14 protein-coding genes are annotated in these 17030 nt (G+C 48.7%); 10 read left to right on the top strand and 4 right to left on the bottom strand.

The features are described 5' to 3' along the window. Positions 1 to 22: 22 nt before the first annotated feature. The 7 genes from glmM (at position 23) to OA57_RS04810 (ending at position 8473) form a co-directional block, all read left to right on the top strand. A complete protein-coding gene (glmM, locus tag OA57_RS04840) occupies positions 23 to 1369 on the top strand; it encodes a phosphoglucosamine mutase (protein WP_034614164.1) in 1347 nt (448 codons plus the stop codon). A 42-nt stretch (positions 1370 to 1411) separates the two neighbouring features. Continuing rightward, entirely contained in the window at positions 1412 to 1810 is a 399-nt protein-coding gene (locus tag OA57_RS04835) for a cytochrome b562 (protein WP_034614160.1), read from the top strand. Between the two features lie 158 nt (positions 1811 to 1968). Further along, positions 1969 to 2829: a co-chaperone YbbN gene (locus tag OA57_RS04830; RefSeq protein ID WP_034614158.1), complete on the top strand. Its 861-nt coding sequence runs from the start codon at positions 1969 to 1971 to the stop codon at positions 2827 to 2829. A gap of 71 nt (positions 2830 to 2900) precedes the next feature. After that, complete coding sequence (gene trxB / locus OA57_RS04825) at positions 2901 to 3857, top strand: thioredoxin-disulfide reductase (RefSeq protein WP_034614153.1); 957 nt, start codon at positions 2901 to 2903, stop codon at positions 3855 to 3857. Between the two features lie 80 nt (positions 3858 to 3937). Then, on the top strand, positions 3938 to 5710 hold the full coding sequence (gene cydD, locus OA57_RS04820) for a heme ABC transporter permease/ATP-binding protein CydD (protein WP_034614150.1): 1773 nt from the start codon (positions 3938 to 3940) through the stop codon (positions 5708 to 5710). 12 nt (positions 5711 to 5722) lie between these two features. Further along, positions 5723 to 7477, top strand: coding sequence for a heme ABC transporter ATP-binding protein/permease CydC (gene cydC / locus OA57_RS04815; RefSeq protein WP_034614148.1), 1755 nt, complete (start codon positions 5723 to 5725; stop codon positions 7475 to 7477). 21 nt (positions 7478 to 7498) lie between these two features. Next, positions 7499 to 8473 carry a sigma 54-interacting transcriptional regulator gene (locus tag OA57_RS04810; RefSeq protein ID WP_052122379.1) on the top strand — a complete coding sequence of 325 codons (975 nt, stop codon included), beginning with the start codon at positions 7499 to 7501 and terminating at the stop codon, positions 8471 to 8473. 188 nt (positions 8474 to 8661) lie between these two features. On the opposite strand, the gene mglC is transcribed toward OA57_RS04810, so the two are convergent. From mglC to OA57_RS04790, 4 genes are all read right to left on the bottom strand, one after another. Continuing rightward, positions 8662 to 9672 (bottom strand): galactose/methyl galactoside ABC transporter permease MglC, encoded by a 1011-nt coding sequence (mglC, locus tag OA57_RS04805; protein WP_034614146.1) that lies wholly within the window; start codon positions 9670 to 9672, stop codon positions 8662 to 8664. A 21-nt stretch (positions 9673 to 9693) separates the two neighbouring features. Then, complete coding sequence (gene mglA, locus OA57_RS04800) at positions 9694 to 11217, bottom strand: galactose/methyl galactoside ABC transporter ATP-binding protein MglA (RefSeq protein ID WP_034614142.1); 1524 nt, start codon at positions 11215 to 11217, stop codon at positions 9694 to 9696. A gap of 54 nt (positions 11218 to 11271) precedes the next feature. Beyond that, positions 11272 to 12264: a galactose/glucose ABC transporter substrate-binding protein MglB gene (gene mglB / locus OA57_RS04795; protein ID WP_034614139.1), complete on the bottom strand. Its 993-nt coding sequence runs from the start codon at positions 12262 to 12264 to the stop codon at positions 11272 to 11274. A 208-nt stretch (positions 12265 to 12472) separates the two neighbouring features. Then, entirely contained in the window at positions 12473 to 13471 is a 999-nt protein-coding gene (locus OA57_RS04790) for a substrate-binding domain-containing protein (protein ID WP_034614134.1), read from the bottom strand. 198 nt (positions 13472 to 13669) lie between these two features. Here OA57_RS04790 and OA57_RS04785 point away from each other — a divergent pair, with 198 nt between their 5' ends. From OA57_RS04785 to galM, 3 genes are read left to right on the top strand one after another with little or no spacing between them, the layout of a single operon-like run. Then, positions 13670 to 14740, top strand: a complete 1071-nt coding sequence (locus OA57_RS04785) for a UDP-glucose--hexose-1-phosphate uridylyltransferase (protein WP_034614132.1) — start codon at positions 13670 to 13672, stop codon at positions 14738 to 14740. Continuing rightward, the gene (galK, locus tag OA57_RS04780) at positions 14737 to 15915 is read left to right on the top strand and encodes a galactokinase (protein WP_034614130.1); all 1179 of its coding nucleotides are present in this window, start codon (positions 14737 to 14739) and stop codon (positions 15913 to 15915) included. Before OA57_RS04785 ends, galK begins: the two co-directional genes overlap by 4 nt. Further along, positions 15912 to 16961, top strand: coding sequence for a galactose-1-epimerase (galM, locus tag OA57_RS04775; RefSeq protein ID WP_034614129.1), 1050 nt, complete (start codon positions 15912 to 15914; stop codon positions 16959 to 16961). Before galK ends, galM begins: the two co-directional genes overlap by 4 nt. Positions 16962 to 17030 lie beyond the last annotated feature (69 nt).

The raw sequence follows: 17030 nt of genomic DNA, 5'->3' as shown, positions 1-17030 counted from the left end.
AGTTTAAAAAAGAGGAAAAAATATGGCAGAACGTAAATATTTCGGCACTGACGGTGTGCGCGGCAAAGTGGGGACTTATCCGATTACGCCGGAATTTGCACTGAAATTGGGCTGGGCGGCCGGTAAAGTGCTGGCGACACAGGGTAGCCGCAAAGTCTTGATCGGTAAAGACACCCGCATTTCCGGTTATATGTTGGAATCGGCGCTGGAAGCCGGTTTGGCGGCAGCCGGCCTGTCCGCGGCGTTTATCGGCCCGATGCCGACACCGGCGGTGGCATATCTGACCCGTACTTTCCGTGCCGAAGCCGGCATTGTGATTTCCGCTTCACACAATCCGTATTGGGATAACGGCATTAAATTTTTCTCCGCTAAGGGCACTAAATTGCCTGATGATGTGGAAGAAGCGATCGAGGCGATGCTGGAGCAGCCGATGGATTGCGTCGAATCCGCCGAACTGGGGCGTGCCAGCCGTATTTCCGATGCGGCGGGGCGTTATATCGAATTCTGCAAAAGCACCTTTCCGGCACATTTGAGTTTGGAGAATTATAAAATTGTGGTGGACTGCGCTCACGGGGCGACTTATCACATTGCGCCGAACGTGTTGCGTGAATTGGGTGCGGACGTCATTGAAATCGGCACCAAGCCGAACGGATTGAATATCAATGAAAAGTGCGGTGCGACCGATATTCACGCACTTGCCGACATTGTGCGCCAGTCAAAAGCCGATGTCGGTTTGGCGTATGACGGCGACGGTGATCGTTTGATTATGGTGGATCATCTGGGCAATAAAGTGGACGGCGATCAAATTTTGTTCATCATTGCGCGGGAAGCACTGCGTGCCGGCAAGTTGTCCGGTGGCGTGGTCGGTACATTAATGAGCAATATGGCGCTGGAAGTGGCGCTGAAACAACTGTCGATTCCGTTTGTACGTGCCAATGTCGGCGACCGTTATGTGCTGGAGCAAATGGAAGCCAACAATTGGAAATTCGGCGGCGAAAACTCCGGTCATATTATCATTCTGGATAAAAACAGCACCGGCGACGGCATTGTGGCCTCCTTAGAAGTACTGGCGGCGATGGTACAGCAAAGAATGTCACTCAACGAACTGGCAAGTGCGGTCAAATTGTTTCCGCAAGTGTTGATTAATGTGCGTTTCAATGCCGACGAAAACGGCGGTGCCAATCCGTTGCAACACGATAGCGTAAAAGCGGTTGCGGCAGAGATTGAAAAAGAATTAGACGGAAACGGAAGAATTTTATTAAGAAAGTCGGGTACTGAGCCGTTAATCCGTGTTATGGTTGAATGCGCGGATGCCGAGTTGGCGCAATGCTCGGCAGAGCGAATCGCTGATGCGGTAAAAAATGTGTAAGTGTTTTGATTTTAAATTCTTTTTTAATTTTGTGGGGAACGTATGACATTCAGTAAATCATGGAAAACAGGATTATTCGCCGTATTGGCGATCGCGGCATTGAGCAGCGGTGCGGCAACGGCGAACCTGAAAGACGAGATGCGCACGATTGCAAGCAATGCAACGACGGCATTGAAAACCGACAGTGCACCGACCTTTGTTGCGGCGCTGCAAAACCTGAGCAATGCGGCGGAACAGGCAAAACAGTTCTTGCCTTACAGTTTGCATGATCAGGCAAAGGACAGTGCCGCCGTGCTGGATTATCAATCAGGCTTACAGCAATTGATTGATGTTTCGGCAGAAAGTATCACGCTGGCAGAACAGGGCGATTTGGCTCAGGCGAAGAAACATGCCGAGAAATTAATCGAATTACGTGATGCTTTTCATAAAAAATATAAATAATCTGCAATAAAGGCCGTTGCGAGAGCAGCGGCTTTTCTCGCTTCCCCCCTCTTTAAAACTACCGATTCGCCCCCATCTACAATTGACGATGCAATTCAATCGGCTAACCTAAAAAAATTTGCTAAAATAGCCGTCAACCATTCTACGAGGCGTAACTTATGCTTGATGATAAAAATTATCTTATTGATTTAACCGAACAAAATTTTAATGAAATTCTGCAACTGAGCCAGCAGCTGCCGATGGTTTTCAGTTTCTATATGCCGGGAGATGCCCGCTCGGAAGAGTTTACCGCACTTTTGCAACGCATTGCGGAGCAGCAAAACGGCGCTTTTGTGTTGGTGAAAGTCAATTGTGAACAGCAACAGGCGATTGCCCGCCAATTCCAGATTCAAACCGTACCGACGACCTATTTATTTAAGGACGGTGCGCCGTTGGATGCGTTTCCGGGGGTGTTGAGCGAAGCGGAGCTGAAAGTGCGGTTGAACGTGATTTTACCGAAAGAGGAAGAGATCAAATTCAATCAGGCGTTGGATTTGCTGCAAGCGGAAGATTATGCCGGCGCATTGCCGTTATTGAAAGAAGCATGGCATTTATCGGATCAGAAAAACAGCGAGATCGCTTTATTGTATGCCGAGACGTATATTGCGATGAAAAATACCGAAGCGGCAAGCGAAATTTTACAGCAGATTCCGATTCAGGATCGTGATAGTCGCTGGCAAGGTTTGCAGGCGCAGATCGATTTGTTGATTCAGGCGGCGGATACCCCGGAAATCCAGCAGTTACAGCAGGATTTCAGCCGCAATCCAAGTCCGGAAATTGCGCTCAAACTGGCACTGCAATTGCATCAGGCGGCACGCAATGAAGAAGCGTTAGCGTTGTTGTTCGGCTTCTTAAAACAGGATTTAGCCGTACTGAACGGCGATCTCAAGCAGCAATATCTGTCGATTTTGGCGGCGATCGGCAACAGTGATCCGATAACCAACAAATATCGTCGTTTACTTTATTCTTTGTTGTACTGACAACGAAAAAATTGCATATAGCCAAACCGCACTTTGGATTATAATACTGCGAAAACTTACTTTCAGGAGTCATGATGACAGTTAAACATTGCAAATTATTGATTTTAGGTTCAGGCCCCGCCGGTTATACCGCGGCGGTTTATGCGGCACGGGCGAACCTGAATCCGGTATTGGTCACCGGTATGCAGCAAGGCGGACAGCTGACCACCACCACCGAAATTGAAAATTGGCCGGGGGATTACGGCGATACCACCGGGCCGGAATTGATGCAGCGTATGTTGCAACATGCGGAAAAATTCAATACCGAGATCGTGTTCGATCACATCAATGAAGTTGATCTCAGCAGCCGACCGTTCAAATTGAGCGGCGATATGCAGCAGTTTAGCTGCGATGCGCTGATTATTGCAACCGGCGCTTCTGCTAAATATCTAGGTTTGGAAAGTGAAGACAGTTACAAAGGACGCGGAGTTTCCGCCTGTGCAACCTGTGACGGATTTTTTTATCGCAATAAACCGGTTGCCGTGATCGGTGGCGGTAATACGGCGGTAGAGGAAGCGTTATATCTGGCAAATGTCGCTTCCGAAGTGCATTTGGTGCACCGCCGTGATCAATTCCGCAGTGAAAAAATTTTGCTTGACCGACTGATGAAACGGGTGGAAGAAGGCAAGATTATTTTGCATACCAAACGGACATTGCAAGAAGTGTTGGGCGATGAAAGCGGTGTAACCGGCATTCGTTTGCAGGATACCGAGTCGGCGAACAGCGAAGAGGTGAAACTGGACGGTGTGTTCGTGGCGATCGGACATTCGCCGAATACCGCACTTTTTGAGGGGCAACTGGCATTGAAAAACGGTTACATTGTGGTGCAATCCGGACTGGAAGGCAATGCCACCGCCACATCGGTTGCAGGGGTTTTTGCTGCAGGCGATGTGATGGATCACAATTATCGTCAGGCGATCACTTCCGCCGGCACAGGCTGCATGGCGGCACTGGACGCCGAGCGCTTTCTGGATGCACAGCAAGTCTGAATCGGTAAGCCGATAACGTAAAATCATAGGGGCGGATATAAATCCGCCCTGCTTTTCATTCTTATAAACTGGAATCATACATGGATAAAGCCCGTCAAAAAACGGTTGCCGGCTGGTTGCGTCAACAACAGAACATTATCAAAGGTCCGCTTTACCTGAATGTATTGCTGGGCTGTCTGAGTGCGGTTTTGCTGATTGGGCAGACTTGGTTGCTGGCGGTGGTGTTAGACGGGCTGATTATGCAGGATCCCGTTGGTGAACAGTCCGTGTTTTTACCGCACTTTTTGGGCTTGTTTGTGATTTTCGCATTGCGGGCGCTGATCCTTTATTTACGGGAAAAAATCGGCTTTTACAGCGGTCAACGTCTACGTCGTGTGATTCGGGGGCAGATATTGGACAAACTGGCGGCAATCGGTCCGGTTGCGATGAAAATTCATCCGGCGGGAACTTGGGCGACCATTGTGTTGGAACAGGTGGAGAACCTGCACAATTTTTATGCCCGTTATCTCAGCCAACAGTTTTTATCTTTGTTAGTGCCGTTGATTATCCTGATTGCCGTTTTCCCGATAAATTGGGTAGCAGGCTTGATTCTGCTGCTGACTGCGCCGTTAATTCCGATTTTTATGGCATTGGTCGGTTTGAAAGCCGCGGAAACCAGCCAACGCAATATTACTGTACTGGGACGCTTGAGCGGGCAGTTTCTGGATCGCTTGCGCGGGTTGGAAACCCTGCGCCTGTTCGGCCGCACTGAACAGCAGCAAAACGTGATGGGCGAGGCGGCCGATGAATTTCGCCGCAGTACGATGGATGTGTTGAAAATCGCATTTTTGTCCTCTTCGGTACTGGAGTTTTTTACTTCGATTTCGATTGCTATTATGGCGGTTTATTTCGGTTTCAGCTATTTGGGGCAAATCAGTTTCGGTTATGACGGCATTGCCTTGCCGTTGTTTGTCGGGTTTTTCAGTTTGATTCTGGCGCCCGAATTTTACCAACCGCTGCGGGATTTGGGGACGTATTATCACGATCGTGCCGCAGCAGTGGCGGCTGCCGATGCCATTGAAGATTTTCTGGGGCAGACATTTTTACAGACACAAAGTGAAAGTGCAGTGCAACGGATTGAAAATGATGCAATCGGCTTACAAGCCCGTGATTTGGAAATTCTCAGCCCGCAAGGGCAGGCATTAAGCCAAAAACTCAATTTTACCCTTGAAGCGGGACAGAATATCACCTTAGTCGGGCAGAGCGGCGCAGGGAAAAGTTCGTTACTGAATGTGCTGCTCGGATTTTTGCCTTACCGCGGCAGTTTGCAGGTGAACGGGGTTGAAATTCGTGATCTGGATTTGACGCACTGGCGACAGAGAATCGCCTGGGTCGGACAGAATCCGCTTTTACTGCCGGCAACGATTCGTGAAAATCTGCTGTTAGGCAATCCGTATGCAAGCGAAGCGGAATTGCGGCAGGCGTTGCAGGCGGCTTGTGCCGAAGCGTTTGTCGGGGAATTGGGGTTAGATTATCACGTTCAGGAAGGCGCAGGCGGTATTTCCGGCGGGCAGGCGCAGCGGCTGGCGATTGCCCGAGCGCTGTTGCGTCCGGCGGGACTGTTGCTACTGGACGAGCCGACCGCAAGCCTTGACGCACAGTCGGAAAGTGCGGTGTTGGCAAGCTTGCAGGCCTTAACCAAACAGCGCAGTACATTGATGGTGACGCATCGAATCGAAGATTTGCAGCAGTCGGATCAGATTTGGGTAATGCGGCAGGGGCAGATTATCCAACAAGGCAGCTTTGAAACATTGCGCCGACAGCCCGGTTATTTTGCCGAATTGCTGGCGGAACGGCAGCACAGTATTAATTGACGGAGAGACGTAATGCGGACAATTTTGCCTTTTTTGGCCATGTTTAAATATAACGCTTTCCGACTACTGTTCGGCGTGGTTTTGATGATCTGCGGTCTGGCGGCGAGTGTCGGCTTGCTGACGTTGTCGGGCTGGTTTTTAGCGGCGGCATCATTGGCGGGCGCCAATATGTTGTTTAACTTTTTTTATCCGTCCGCCGGGGTGCGCGGGCTGGCTATCGGACGAACCGCATTTCGCTATTTTGAGCGGGTTGTCACCCATGACGCCACATTTCGGGTGATTGCACGTCTGCGCATGATGGTATTCGGCAAGTTGATTCCGCTTTCGCCGGCTGTTTTGGCGCGTTATCGCAACAGCGATTTGCTGAATCGGCTGGTGGCTGATGTAGATACTCTCGACAGTCTGTATTTGCGTTTGCTTGCACCGTTTATCAGTGCCGGCATGGTGATTTTGTTCCTGTTTTTAGGATTGAGTCTGATAGACCGCACATTAGCGACAATGTTGGCATTAACGTTGTTTGGGCTGATGATCTTGATCCCGTTGGTTTTCTATCACTTGGGTAAAAAATTCGGTGAACGCTTGACCTTACAGCGTGCCGATTATCGTGTGCGCTTTATCGATTGGATGCAGAATCAGGCGGAATTACTGCTGTTTGATGTGGCGCGGCCACAGCGTGATAAGCTCGAACAAAGTGAGCGGCAATGGCAGCAATTGCAAGCAAAAGAGGCGAATTTGAGCGGCTTGTCGGCAGCGCTGCTGTTATTGGGCAACGGCGTGATTCTGTTGGCGATGTTATGGTTTGCCGGCACGACGCACTTTGCCGATCAAAGTTATTTGCGTTTGGCAAATATTGCGTTATTCACTTTTGCCGCGCTGGCATCGTTTGAAATTCTGATGCCTTTAGGGGCGGCCTTTTTACGTTTGGGGCAGGTGATTAGCTCGGCGCAACGGGTGAGTGAAATTATCGAGCAGCCGCCATTGGTGACATTTCCCGAACAACCGCCGTCATTTGGTTTTATAGCTGAGCAACCGCTATTGGCATTCGACAATGTCAGCTTCCGCTATCCGACAACTTCGTCCGACAGCCTGCAAAGTGCGGTGTTACATCATTTTTGCTGGCAATTGGCGCCGGGTGAAAAAGTGGCGTTGTTGGGCAAAACCGGCAGCGGTAAATCGAGCCTGTTGCAGTTGATCTTGCGCAATTATGATCCGCAACAAGGCGAAGTGCGGTTGGGAGGCCATCATTTGAAGGCGTATTCGGAAGTGTTTTTGCGCAGTCAAATCGGCTTTCTCAGCCAACGGATTTATGTGTTCAGCGCTACATTACGAGATAATCTATTGTTGGCAAACGATAAAGCGACGGATCCGCAGCTCTGCGAGGTATTACGGCAAGTAGGGTTGAGCCATCTGCTACAGCAACAAGACGGATTGGCGTTATGGTTAGGCGACGGCGGACGACCGCTGTCCGGTGGTGAACAGCGCCGTTTGGGCATCGCACGTATCTTATTGAACGAAAGCCCGCTAATCCTGCTCGATGAGCCGACCGAAGGGCTGGATCGTGAAACCGAACGTGATATTCTGGATTTAATTTTACAGCATTGCCGCGATAAAACGTTAATTATGGTCACGCACCGTTTGACCGCACTTGAGCGCTTTGACCGGATTTGTGTGATGGATGCCGGCGAATTGCAGCAACAGGGCCACTATTCCGAATTGGTCAAGAATCCGCAAGGGCTGTTTTATCGCTTTCTTAATCGACTTGCCTGACAACGGGCTTACGGGGTATTTATGCTTTCCAATAAAACAGAGAATAAACAGGAAACACCGTCACAAGATGCACCGGCAGATGTCGTGGCACAAAGTGCCGAAATGCAGCGGTTATTGCACCGATTGAGACAGTTTGCCCAGTCTGATGCGCCGTTATTGATTCAGGGCGAAACCGGCAGTGGTAAAGACGTGCTGGTCAAATTATGTCATCAGTGGAGTAAACGGCACGGTGAAAAATTGATTGCAGTGAACTGTGCAGGCTTACCGCCGGAAGCCGCCGAGCAGGAAATGTTCGGTGACAGCACACACGGCAACCACAGTACCGGATTTTTCGAATATGCCCATTGCGGCACGGTATTATTGGATTCAATCAACGAATTATCGTTGGGGTTACAGGCGAAGTTATTGCGCTTTCTGAATGACGGCAGTTATCGCCGTGTCGGCGAAGAGCAGGAACATTATGCGGATGTCAGGGTTATCTGCACTTCACAAAAACCGCTGGCAGATTATGTGGAAAGCGGGGAATTGCGCGAAGATTTGTATCATCGTCTCAATGTGTTAAGTTTGAATGTCCCGCCGCTACGACAGCATAAGCAGGATATTCCCTATTTGGTGGATTTTTTCCTGCAAAAAATCAGTCGCCAGCTCGGCATTGCTCTGCCGCAATATCAGCGTGAGTATATCGATGTGTTAATGGAACATGATTGGCGCGGCAATGTGCGTGAGCTTTATAATCTGCTGTACCGCACTTGCGCTTCGCTCGGCGACAGCAAAACATTGCCGATACCGAATTTTCATACTAAGCCGAAAAACCAAGATGTGGAACTGTCGGAATATGAAGGCATGGACTGGGAACAGATTATCGCTGAATTTGAAACGGCACTGTTGCATAAATTTTATCAGGTTTATCCGAGTACCCGCAAATTAGCACAGCGTTTAGGCGTTTCGCACACTACGATTGCCAATAAATTAAAATTGTACGGCATCGGGAAATAACCCATTCGGCGAGAATTAACCGGCTTTCTCGCCATATTTTTGCGATAAATTTGCTGTCCCGCACTGAAATATTCATTTATCCACCGTTAAAGCCTATCACTGTTTGAGCGAAAAAACCGCACTTGGTAGAGGAGTCCCAAGTGCGGTTAAAGTGCCAGTGCCGCTTTTTACGACTTATATGCTTTGCATTATTTTTTCTTGGCGTACTTCAGGGAATCGATTGCAACGGCCAAGATAATGATGCTGCCTTTAATAATATATTGCCAGTATGGATTAACCCCGATATAGGTTAAGCCGTAGTTGATGACGGTGAAGATCAGTACCCCGGTGACTACGCCGATAACGGTGCCGACACCGCCGGCGAAAGAGACGCCGCCGACCACACAAGCGGCGATCGCATCAAGTTCGTACATAAAGCCGAGGTTGTTGGTAGCGCTGCCGATACGGCCGGCTTCCAACATGCCGCCGAAGGCGTAGAACATACCGGCAATCATATAGATCACGACCAGATTACGGGTAACGTTAACGCCTGATACACGTGCCGCTTCAGGGTTGCCGCCGATAGCGAAGATATTTTTACCGAAGCGGGTTTTGTTCCACATCACCCACACCAAGAAAGTGGCAATCGCTGCATAGATGGTAATGTAGGAGAGCCTGAACTTGCCGAATCGGAAATACCCTTGGGCGAATTCGGAGAAGGACGAGGTAAATCCGGCGATAGGTGAAGAGCCGACCGCATCGTAATACAGCGAGTTGATCCCGTATACGATGATCATTGTACCCAAGGTGGCGATAAACGGTGTGACGTTCAGTACGGCAATAATGAAGCCGTTCATTAAGCCGATCACCGCACCGATAGCGCAAACCACCAGAATTACCACCGGAATCGGAATTTCCGCCAGATCAGGGAAAACGCGGTTGACGTTATCCATCGCCTGTAACAAGGTGGCGGAGACAACCGCCGCTAGCCCGACCTGACGACCGGCGGATAAGTCAGTACCCTGTGTAACCAGCAAGCCGGCAACACCAAGTGCGATGATCAGTCTGACCGAGGATTGGGTCAGAATATTACTGAAGTTGATCAGGCTCAGAAAGCTGGCGTCCTGAATGATGATAATCGACAGTAAGATCAGCAAGACAAAATAAATTGCATTTTGTTTGAGGAAATCAAGAGATTTATTTTTTCCTAAATCAGCCATGGTTTTATCCCTTCTCTATTTTTATAAATATTTGGCGGCAAGTTGTAAAATTTCTTGCTGCGATGTCTCTTTGGTATTGACGATGCCGGCAAGCTTGCCGTTACTCATTACCATAATCCGGTCGGTGATGCCCAGTAATTCAGGCATTTCGGAAGAAATAATGATAATGCCTTTGTCTTTTTGCGCGAGCTCCATAATCAATTGGTAGATTTCATATTTCGCCCCGACATCAATCCCGCGGGTCGGTTCGTCCAACATCAGAATTTCCGGCTGGGTCAGTAACCAACGGCCGATAATCACTTTTTGTTGGTTTCCGCCTGACAGTGAGCCGATGTTGGTTCTGTGCGACGGCGTTTTCACGTTCATCGCATCAATCACCCATTGGGTATCACTTTTCATTTTGGTGTTGCTCAGCAGACCAAATTTGGACATATAAGATTTAATGTTGGAAATCAGGGAATTAAACTCAATGTTTAAATTAGCGTAAATCCCGGTGGAACGACGCTCTTCCGTGACCAGCGCAAAGCCGTTGTTGATCGCATCAAGTGCGGTTTTGTTACGCATCACCTTGTCATGCAGTTTGACGACACCGCTTTTTCGTTCCCGAATCCCGAAAATGGTTTCGACGATGTCGGTTCGTTTAGCGCCGACCAACCCGGCAATCCCCAAAATTTCACCTTTATGCAGATCAAAGCTGATGTCTTGAATAGAGGGTTGGTTAAGTGCGGTCAGGTTTTCAACGGTCAGAATCACTTCTTTCGGCTGGTTGATTTTCGGCGGGAAACGTTGGGTCAACTCCCGTCCGACCATCATCGCTACGATGCCGTCCATGGTGGCGCCTTTGACCGGAATGGTATTAATCCATTTTCCGTCGCGCAATACCGTGACTTCATCGCAAATTTTGAAGATTTCATCCATTTTGTGCGAGATATAAATAATGCCGCAGCCGCGTTCTTTCAGTTTCTCGATAATGGAAAACAGGTGGTTTACCTCTTTTTCCGAGAGCGAAGATGTCGGCTCGTCCATGATCACGATTTTGGCATTGTAGGAGAACGCTTTGGCAATCTCAATCATCTGCATTTGAGAGACAGAGAGTTTTCCTACCTTGTCTTTCGGATCGATATCAATATCCAGTTCTTTAAAAATGGCTTTGGTATCATTGTACATTTTTGTGTGATCGACCAAGCCTGCTTTGGTCGGGTAGCGCCCCAACCACAGATTGTCCATCACGCTGCTTTGTTTCACCAGATTCAATTCCTGGTGTACCATCGAAATTCCGTTTTCCAGTGCTTCTTTTGAGGTTTTAAAGTTAACCGGCTGTCCCAGAAAAAGAATTTCGCCTTCGTCTTTGGCATAAATACCAAAGAGACATTTCAATAATGTGGATTTTCCGGCTCCGTTTTCCCCCATCAGGGCGTGAACCGAATGTGATCGCACAGTCAAATTGGCATTGTCCAACGCTTTTACGCCGGGAAAGGTTTTGCTGACCCCTTTCATTTCCAACAGGACTTTGCTTTCTGTCTGCACGGATTGTTCTGCACTCATATCCAACCTCAAGCGAAAAGGGGAGAGAGAAACCCTCCCCAGGATGACAACATATTATTTTAAGAAGTTTTCCAGATTGTCTTTATCGACACCGACGTAAGGAATACGGACGACGCGGTTTTCCAGTTTCCAGTTGGTACCTTCGGCCGCATCTTTGCCGTTAGCCAGATTATCGGACAACTGCACCACAGCTTTGGCTTGATTGACACCGTCGTTCAACACGGTTCCGGCAATCGCCCCCGATTTCACTAACTGTAATACTTCAGCCAGCGCATCAACGCCGAAGATCGGCAGGTTTTTGCCGTGGGATTTGGTCGCTTCCAATGCACCCATTGCCATACCGTCGTTATTGGCGATGATGACTTCGATATTATTGGCTTGCGGGCCGGATAACCAGGCATCGGCTTTGTCTTTTGCCATGGCGGCATCCCACATGCCGGTATCAATGTAAAGCTGTTCGGTTTCAATACCTTGATTGTTCAATTCTTTGATAACGAATTCGGTACGGGCTTCGGCATCAGGGTGCCCCGGTTCGCCTTTCAGCAGCACATATTGGATTTTGCCGTCTTTGTTCAAATCCCAAGCCGGGTTGCCTTTCCACTGTTTGGCGATCAAATCACCTTGGATAACGCCGGATTCTTTCGGTTCGGTGCCGACATAGTAGGCTTTGTCATAGCTGCCGATAGCCGCTGCGCCCGGATCTTTATTGAAGAATACCACCGGAATATCTTCTTCCGATGCTTTTTTGATAATGGTCGGCGCAGCGGCAGGGTCAACCAAGTTGATTGCCAATGCTTTTACGCCTTTGGAGATCAATACGTCAACCTGATCGTTCTGGATGGATTGGGCATTTTGGGAATCGTTCATCAACAGCTCGACGTCTTTTAATGCTTTGGCTTCTTTTTCAATTTCCTGACGCATGGTGGACATAAAATTGTCGTCGTATTTGTAAATGGTTACACCGATACGGTTGGCGGCTTGCGCAGAAGTTGCGGCAATGCCCAGTCCGACAGCCAATGCAACGGAAGTCAATACGGTTTTTTTCATGGTAATTCTCTCCATCTTTGCTATATAAAGATAAGTGCCATCGGTTTTGCTGTAACCGATCCTCAGAGTATTATCTGCTTTGTGCGATAATGTCAGGGGCTAGGATACTCAAGGATGCTTCAAAAGTATGTGATCCTATTCACATTATGAAAACGATTACATGGTGTAATTGAAAAATATGCGGCTTGGATCACAGTTTTTATTCAAATTAAACGGACTTTACAGAGAAACGCTTCACGAGTGTTGGATTAAAGGTGACGTTATCCGGCGATTCAACCTCTTTATTGACTAGGCTTAGGGCTAATTCGGCAGCATAACTTGCCATTAAATCAATAGGATAACGAATAGTCGTTAATTTCGGCACCAAATAGCTGGCAATCGGCATATCGTCAAAACCGATAATCGAAAATTGGTGCGGTACTTTAATATTGTTTTCATTCAAAATAGAAAGCGCCCCGGCAGCCATGGAATCATTGTAACAAACGACCGCCGTCAGATTGGAATTGTAACTCAGCAGTTTGATCATAGCTTCTTCGCCGCCCTGATAATCCGGGGAAGCATTGGCAATAGCGTGGGAATAAATCGGTAATTGGTTGTCAGACAAGGCTTTTAAATAACCGCTCTTGCGTTCGGTTTCATCATTGATGTGATGGTTTGAGCCGATATAACCAATGTAACGGTGGCCGTGCTGAATCAGGGTTTGGGCTGCCAAATACGTCCCTTTTTCATTATCAAGCGCAATACAGCGGTGTTCGAAACCGGGAATTGTCCGATTGATAACCACCATGCCGGGATGACGGCTCAAGTAATCCTGCAACATTTCGTCACTGAGTGCCTTGGCATGTACGACTAATGAGTTACAGCGTTTTTTCAGCAATAAATCAATGGCTTGTTTTTCTTTTTCCAAATCATGATAACCGATACCGATCAGAATATTTCGATTATGCCGTGCGGCAACCTGATCAACGGCTTTGACCAGAATGGCAAAAAATGAATCGGTTACATCGGTAACGACCACGCCGATCGTATCATTGCTTTGTGAGGCGAGTGCCTGTGCATTGGCATTCGGGTAATAGCCGAGCTGCTGCACCGCACTTAGTACGGCTTCACGGGTTTTTTCACTGATCGAAGGGTGTGCGTTCAGTACGCGCGAGACCGTCGCTACCGATACATTGGCGGATTTTGCCACATCACGAATCGTCACCATAACTTTCTCTCTCAAACTGAATTTTATTGAAACCGTTTCCTATCATACGCTAATTTTTCATGTTTCAACGATAATCCTGCAAGTATTTGGGGATTTTGTGATCTGATTAACGGTTTGGTTAACAGATTATGCTATATTTAACGCCGATAATGTAACCGATTACATGCGTATTTTGGATTAAATAAAGGATAAATTGAGATGAGCAGGATAAATTTTGATGCGACCGAACATCCACATCGGCGCTATAATCCATTGAAAGATGAATGGATTTTGGTTTCGCCGCATCGTGCCAAGCGTCCGTGGAGCGGCCAACAAGAAAAGCCTTCGTTGCAACAACTGCCGCATTATGATGAAAATTGTTTCTTATGCCCGGGTAATAAACGGGTTTCAAGTGCGGTGAATCCCGATTATAAATATACCTATGTTTTCCCGAATGACTTTGCCGCCCTGATGCCCGATAGTCCTGATGCGCCGAAAAGTGATCATCCGCTGTTTCAGGTGATGGGCGTGCGCGGCTTGAGTCGGGTCGTCTGCTTTTCACCGGATCACAGCAAAACCCTGCCGGAAATGAGTGTGGCGGAACTTCGGCAAGTGGTGGAAACTTGGAATGAACAGCTTGAAGAATTGGGTAAAGACTACATTTGGGTACAAGCCTTTGAAAATAAAGGCGAAGTGATGGGCTGTTCGCAGCCGCACCCGCACGGGCAAATTTGGGCGAACAGTTTTTTACCGAATGAAATTGCAACAAAAGAACGCAATCTGCTCAACTATTACCGACAATACGGCAGCAACTTGCTGTTGGATTACGTCAATGCCGAATTGAAAGACGGCAGTCGCACCGTTGTTGAAACCGAATTTTGGCTGGCGGTGGTGCCGTATTGGGCGGCGTGGCCGTTCGAAACCCTGCTGTTGCCGAAAACGGCGGTGAAGCGAATGAATGATCTCTCCGCTGCACAGCGTGATGATTTGGCATTGGCGATTAAACGGCTGACCACCCGCTATGACAACTTGTTTGAATGCAGTTTTCCATATTCGATGGGGTGGCATTATGCGCCGTTTTTTAAAGACGGGCGCAATTTGGAACATTGGCAGCTACATGCGGTTTTTTACCCGCCGTTGCTGCGTTCCGCCACGATCCGCAAATTTATGGTCGGTTACGAAATGCTGGCGGAAGCACAGCGGGATCTGACGGCTGAGCAGGCTGCCGCCCGTTTGGCGCAGTTGAGCGATATTCATTATAAGGAAAATAACAAGGGGATTGAAACATGAATTCACAGCATTCTGGATTATCGCCGCAACAGGCGGCGCAAAAAGCATTTGTCGATCAGTTTGAATATCAACCGCAATTGTTGGTTTATGCACCGGGGCGAGTGAATATTATCGGCGAACATACCGACTATAACGATGGGTTTGTGATGCCTTGTGCGATCGACTACGGCACGGCAATCAGCGGTGCTAAACGGACGGACAGTCTTTTCAGGGTATATGCCGTCGATTTGCAGCAATGGGACGAATTTGATTTGAACAAACCGATTGAGCCGCATCCCGAATACAAATGGACCGGCTACGTACGCGGCGTGGTGAAATATATTCAGCAAAAATGCCCCGAGTTCAAGTGCGGTGCCGATTTAGCGATTAGCGGCAATGTGCCGTTATCTTCCGGCTTGAGTTCTTCGGCGGCGTTGGAAGTCGCAACCGGCAAATTTTGTCAGGTATTGGGTAATTTAGCGTTGACTAACGTTGAAATCGCCCTGATCGGGCAACAGGCGGAAAACCGTTTTGTCGGTTGTCAATGCGGCAATATGGATCAATTGATTTCGGCGTTAGGGCAAAAAGATCATTTACTGAAAATTGACTGCCGCACATTGGAAACCGAGCCTACGCCGGTGCCGCACGGGGTTGCCGTCATCATCGTCAATTCCAATGTGAAACATGATCTGGTGGACGGCGAATACAACAGCCGTCGTCAGCAATGCGAACAAGCTGCCGCTTTTTTCGGTGTGAAAGCATTGCGGGATGTGTCGATTGAACAATTTCAACAGCGTGAATCCGAGCTGACCGCACTTGATGCCGTGGTTGCCAAACGTGCCAGACACATCGTGACGGAAAATCAACGGGTACTGAATGCCGCCGTTGCTTTGAAAAAGGGCGATCTGCAACAGGTCGGCGTCTTAATGGGGCAATCGCACGTTTCCATGCGTGATGATTTTGAAATCACCGTACCGGAAGTGGATTATCTGGTGGCACTGGCTCAAGAGGTGATCGGCGACAGTGGCGGCGCCCGCATGACCGGCGGGGGATTCGGCGGTTGTATTGTTGCGCTTGCACCGGAGGAGAAAATTGAATCCGTACGTAAAAAGATTGCCGACCATTATGAAAAACATACCGGCTTGAAAGAAACATTCTATGTTTGTCATGCCTCTGCCGGAGTCAGTGTATTATGATCCGTATTTATAGTGAACAATCAGCCCCTGACGGCAACCCGTTTCAAGTGGTTGAATTGTCCAATGCGAATGGCATGTGCGTAAAACTGACCGACTGGGGAGCGACGTGGCTTACTTGCCGGTTGCCGGTTGCCGGTCGGCTGCGTGATGTGATTTTAGGCTGTGAAACGCTGGTGCAACACAGTGAACAAGGCGCCTATTTGGGGGCGACAATCGGGCGTTTTGCCAACCGAATCGCCAATGCGGCTTTCAATCTGAACGGAAAGCGCTACTTGCTGGATGCCAATCAACAACAGCAACATCAGTTGCACGGCGGCACGGACGCCTTTGACAAACGCCGGTGGCAAATTTCGGCGCAGGGCGATGATTATGTCGAATTCGGCCTACTGTCGGCAGACGGCGATCAGGGTTTTCCCGGCAATCTGCACGCCAAAGTGCGGTATCGACTGCGTCAAGATAACGCGCTGGCGATTGAATTTGAAGCCCGCTCCGATCGGGACACCCCGTTAAATCTCACCAACCATGCCTATTTTAATCTTGACGGTGAAAGTGCGGATCAAACGGTATTGCAGCATCGGTTGCGCATCGCCGCAGATCATTATTTGCCGGTTGATGCCGCCGGCATTCCGAATGCGCCGTTGCGAGAGGTTGAAAAGGGCGGTTTTGATTTTCGTCACGCAAAGGTTATCGCGCAGGATTTTTTGAGCGATTCGGATCAACAGGCCGTGTCGGGTTATGACCACGCATTTTTGTTGAATGCACCGGGCTTACATGCAAAAGCACAGGTTGAGTTACAGTCGTCAAACGGTGATCTGCGCTTGAAAATAGTGACCGATCAACCGGCGATTCAGGTTTACAGTGGGAATTTCCTCGCCGGTACGCCGAATCGCAGCGGCGGGGTTTACGCCAATCATGCCGGGGTTGCGCTGGAAACCCAAAGCTTGCCGGACACCCCGAATCATCCGGAATGGTTTCAATATGGCGGCATAAGCAAGGCGGGTGAGCTTTATCGAAAGACAACGGTATTTCTGTTTCAAGCGTCATAAAATCGTTCAAAAGTTGACAAGTTGTCCTTTTCGCCTAGAATAGCGGCGATTTGGTTTATTCAAGACAAA

Source organism: Chelonobacter oris (assembly GCF_000772535.1).
GTDB classification, from domain to species: Bacteria; Pseudomonadota; Gammaproteobacteria; order Enterobacterales; family Pasteurellaceae; genus Chelonobacter; species Chelonobacter oris.
Note: the sequence above shows the minus strand (reverse complement) of the source record. Positions and strands in the feature narration are given on the sequence as shown.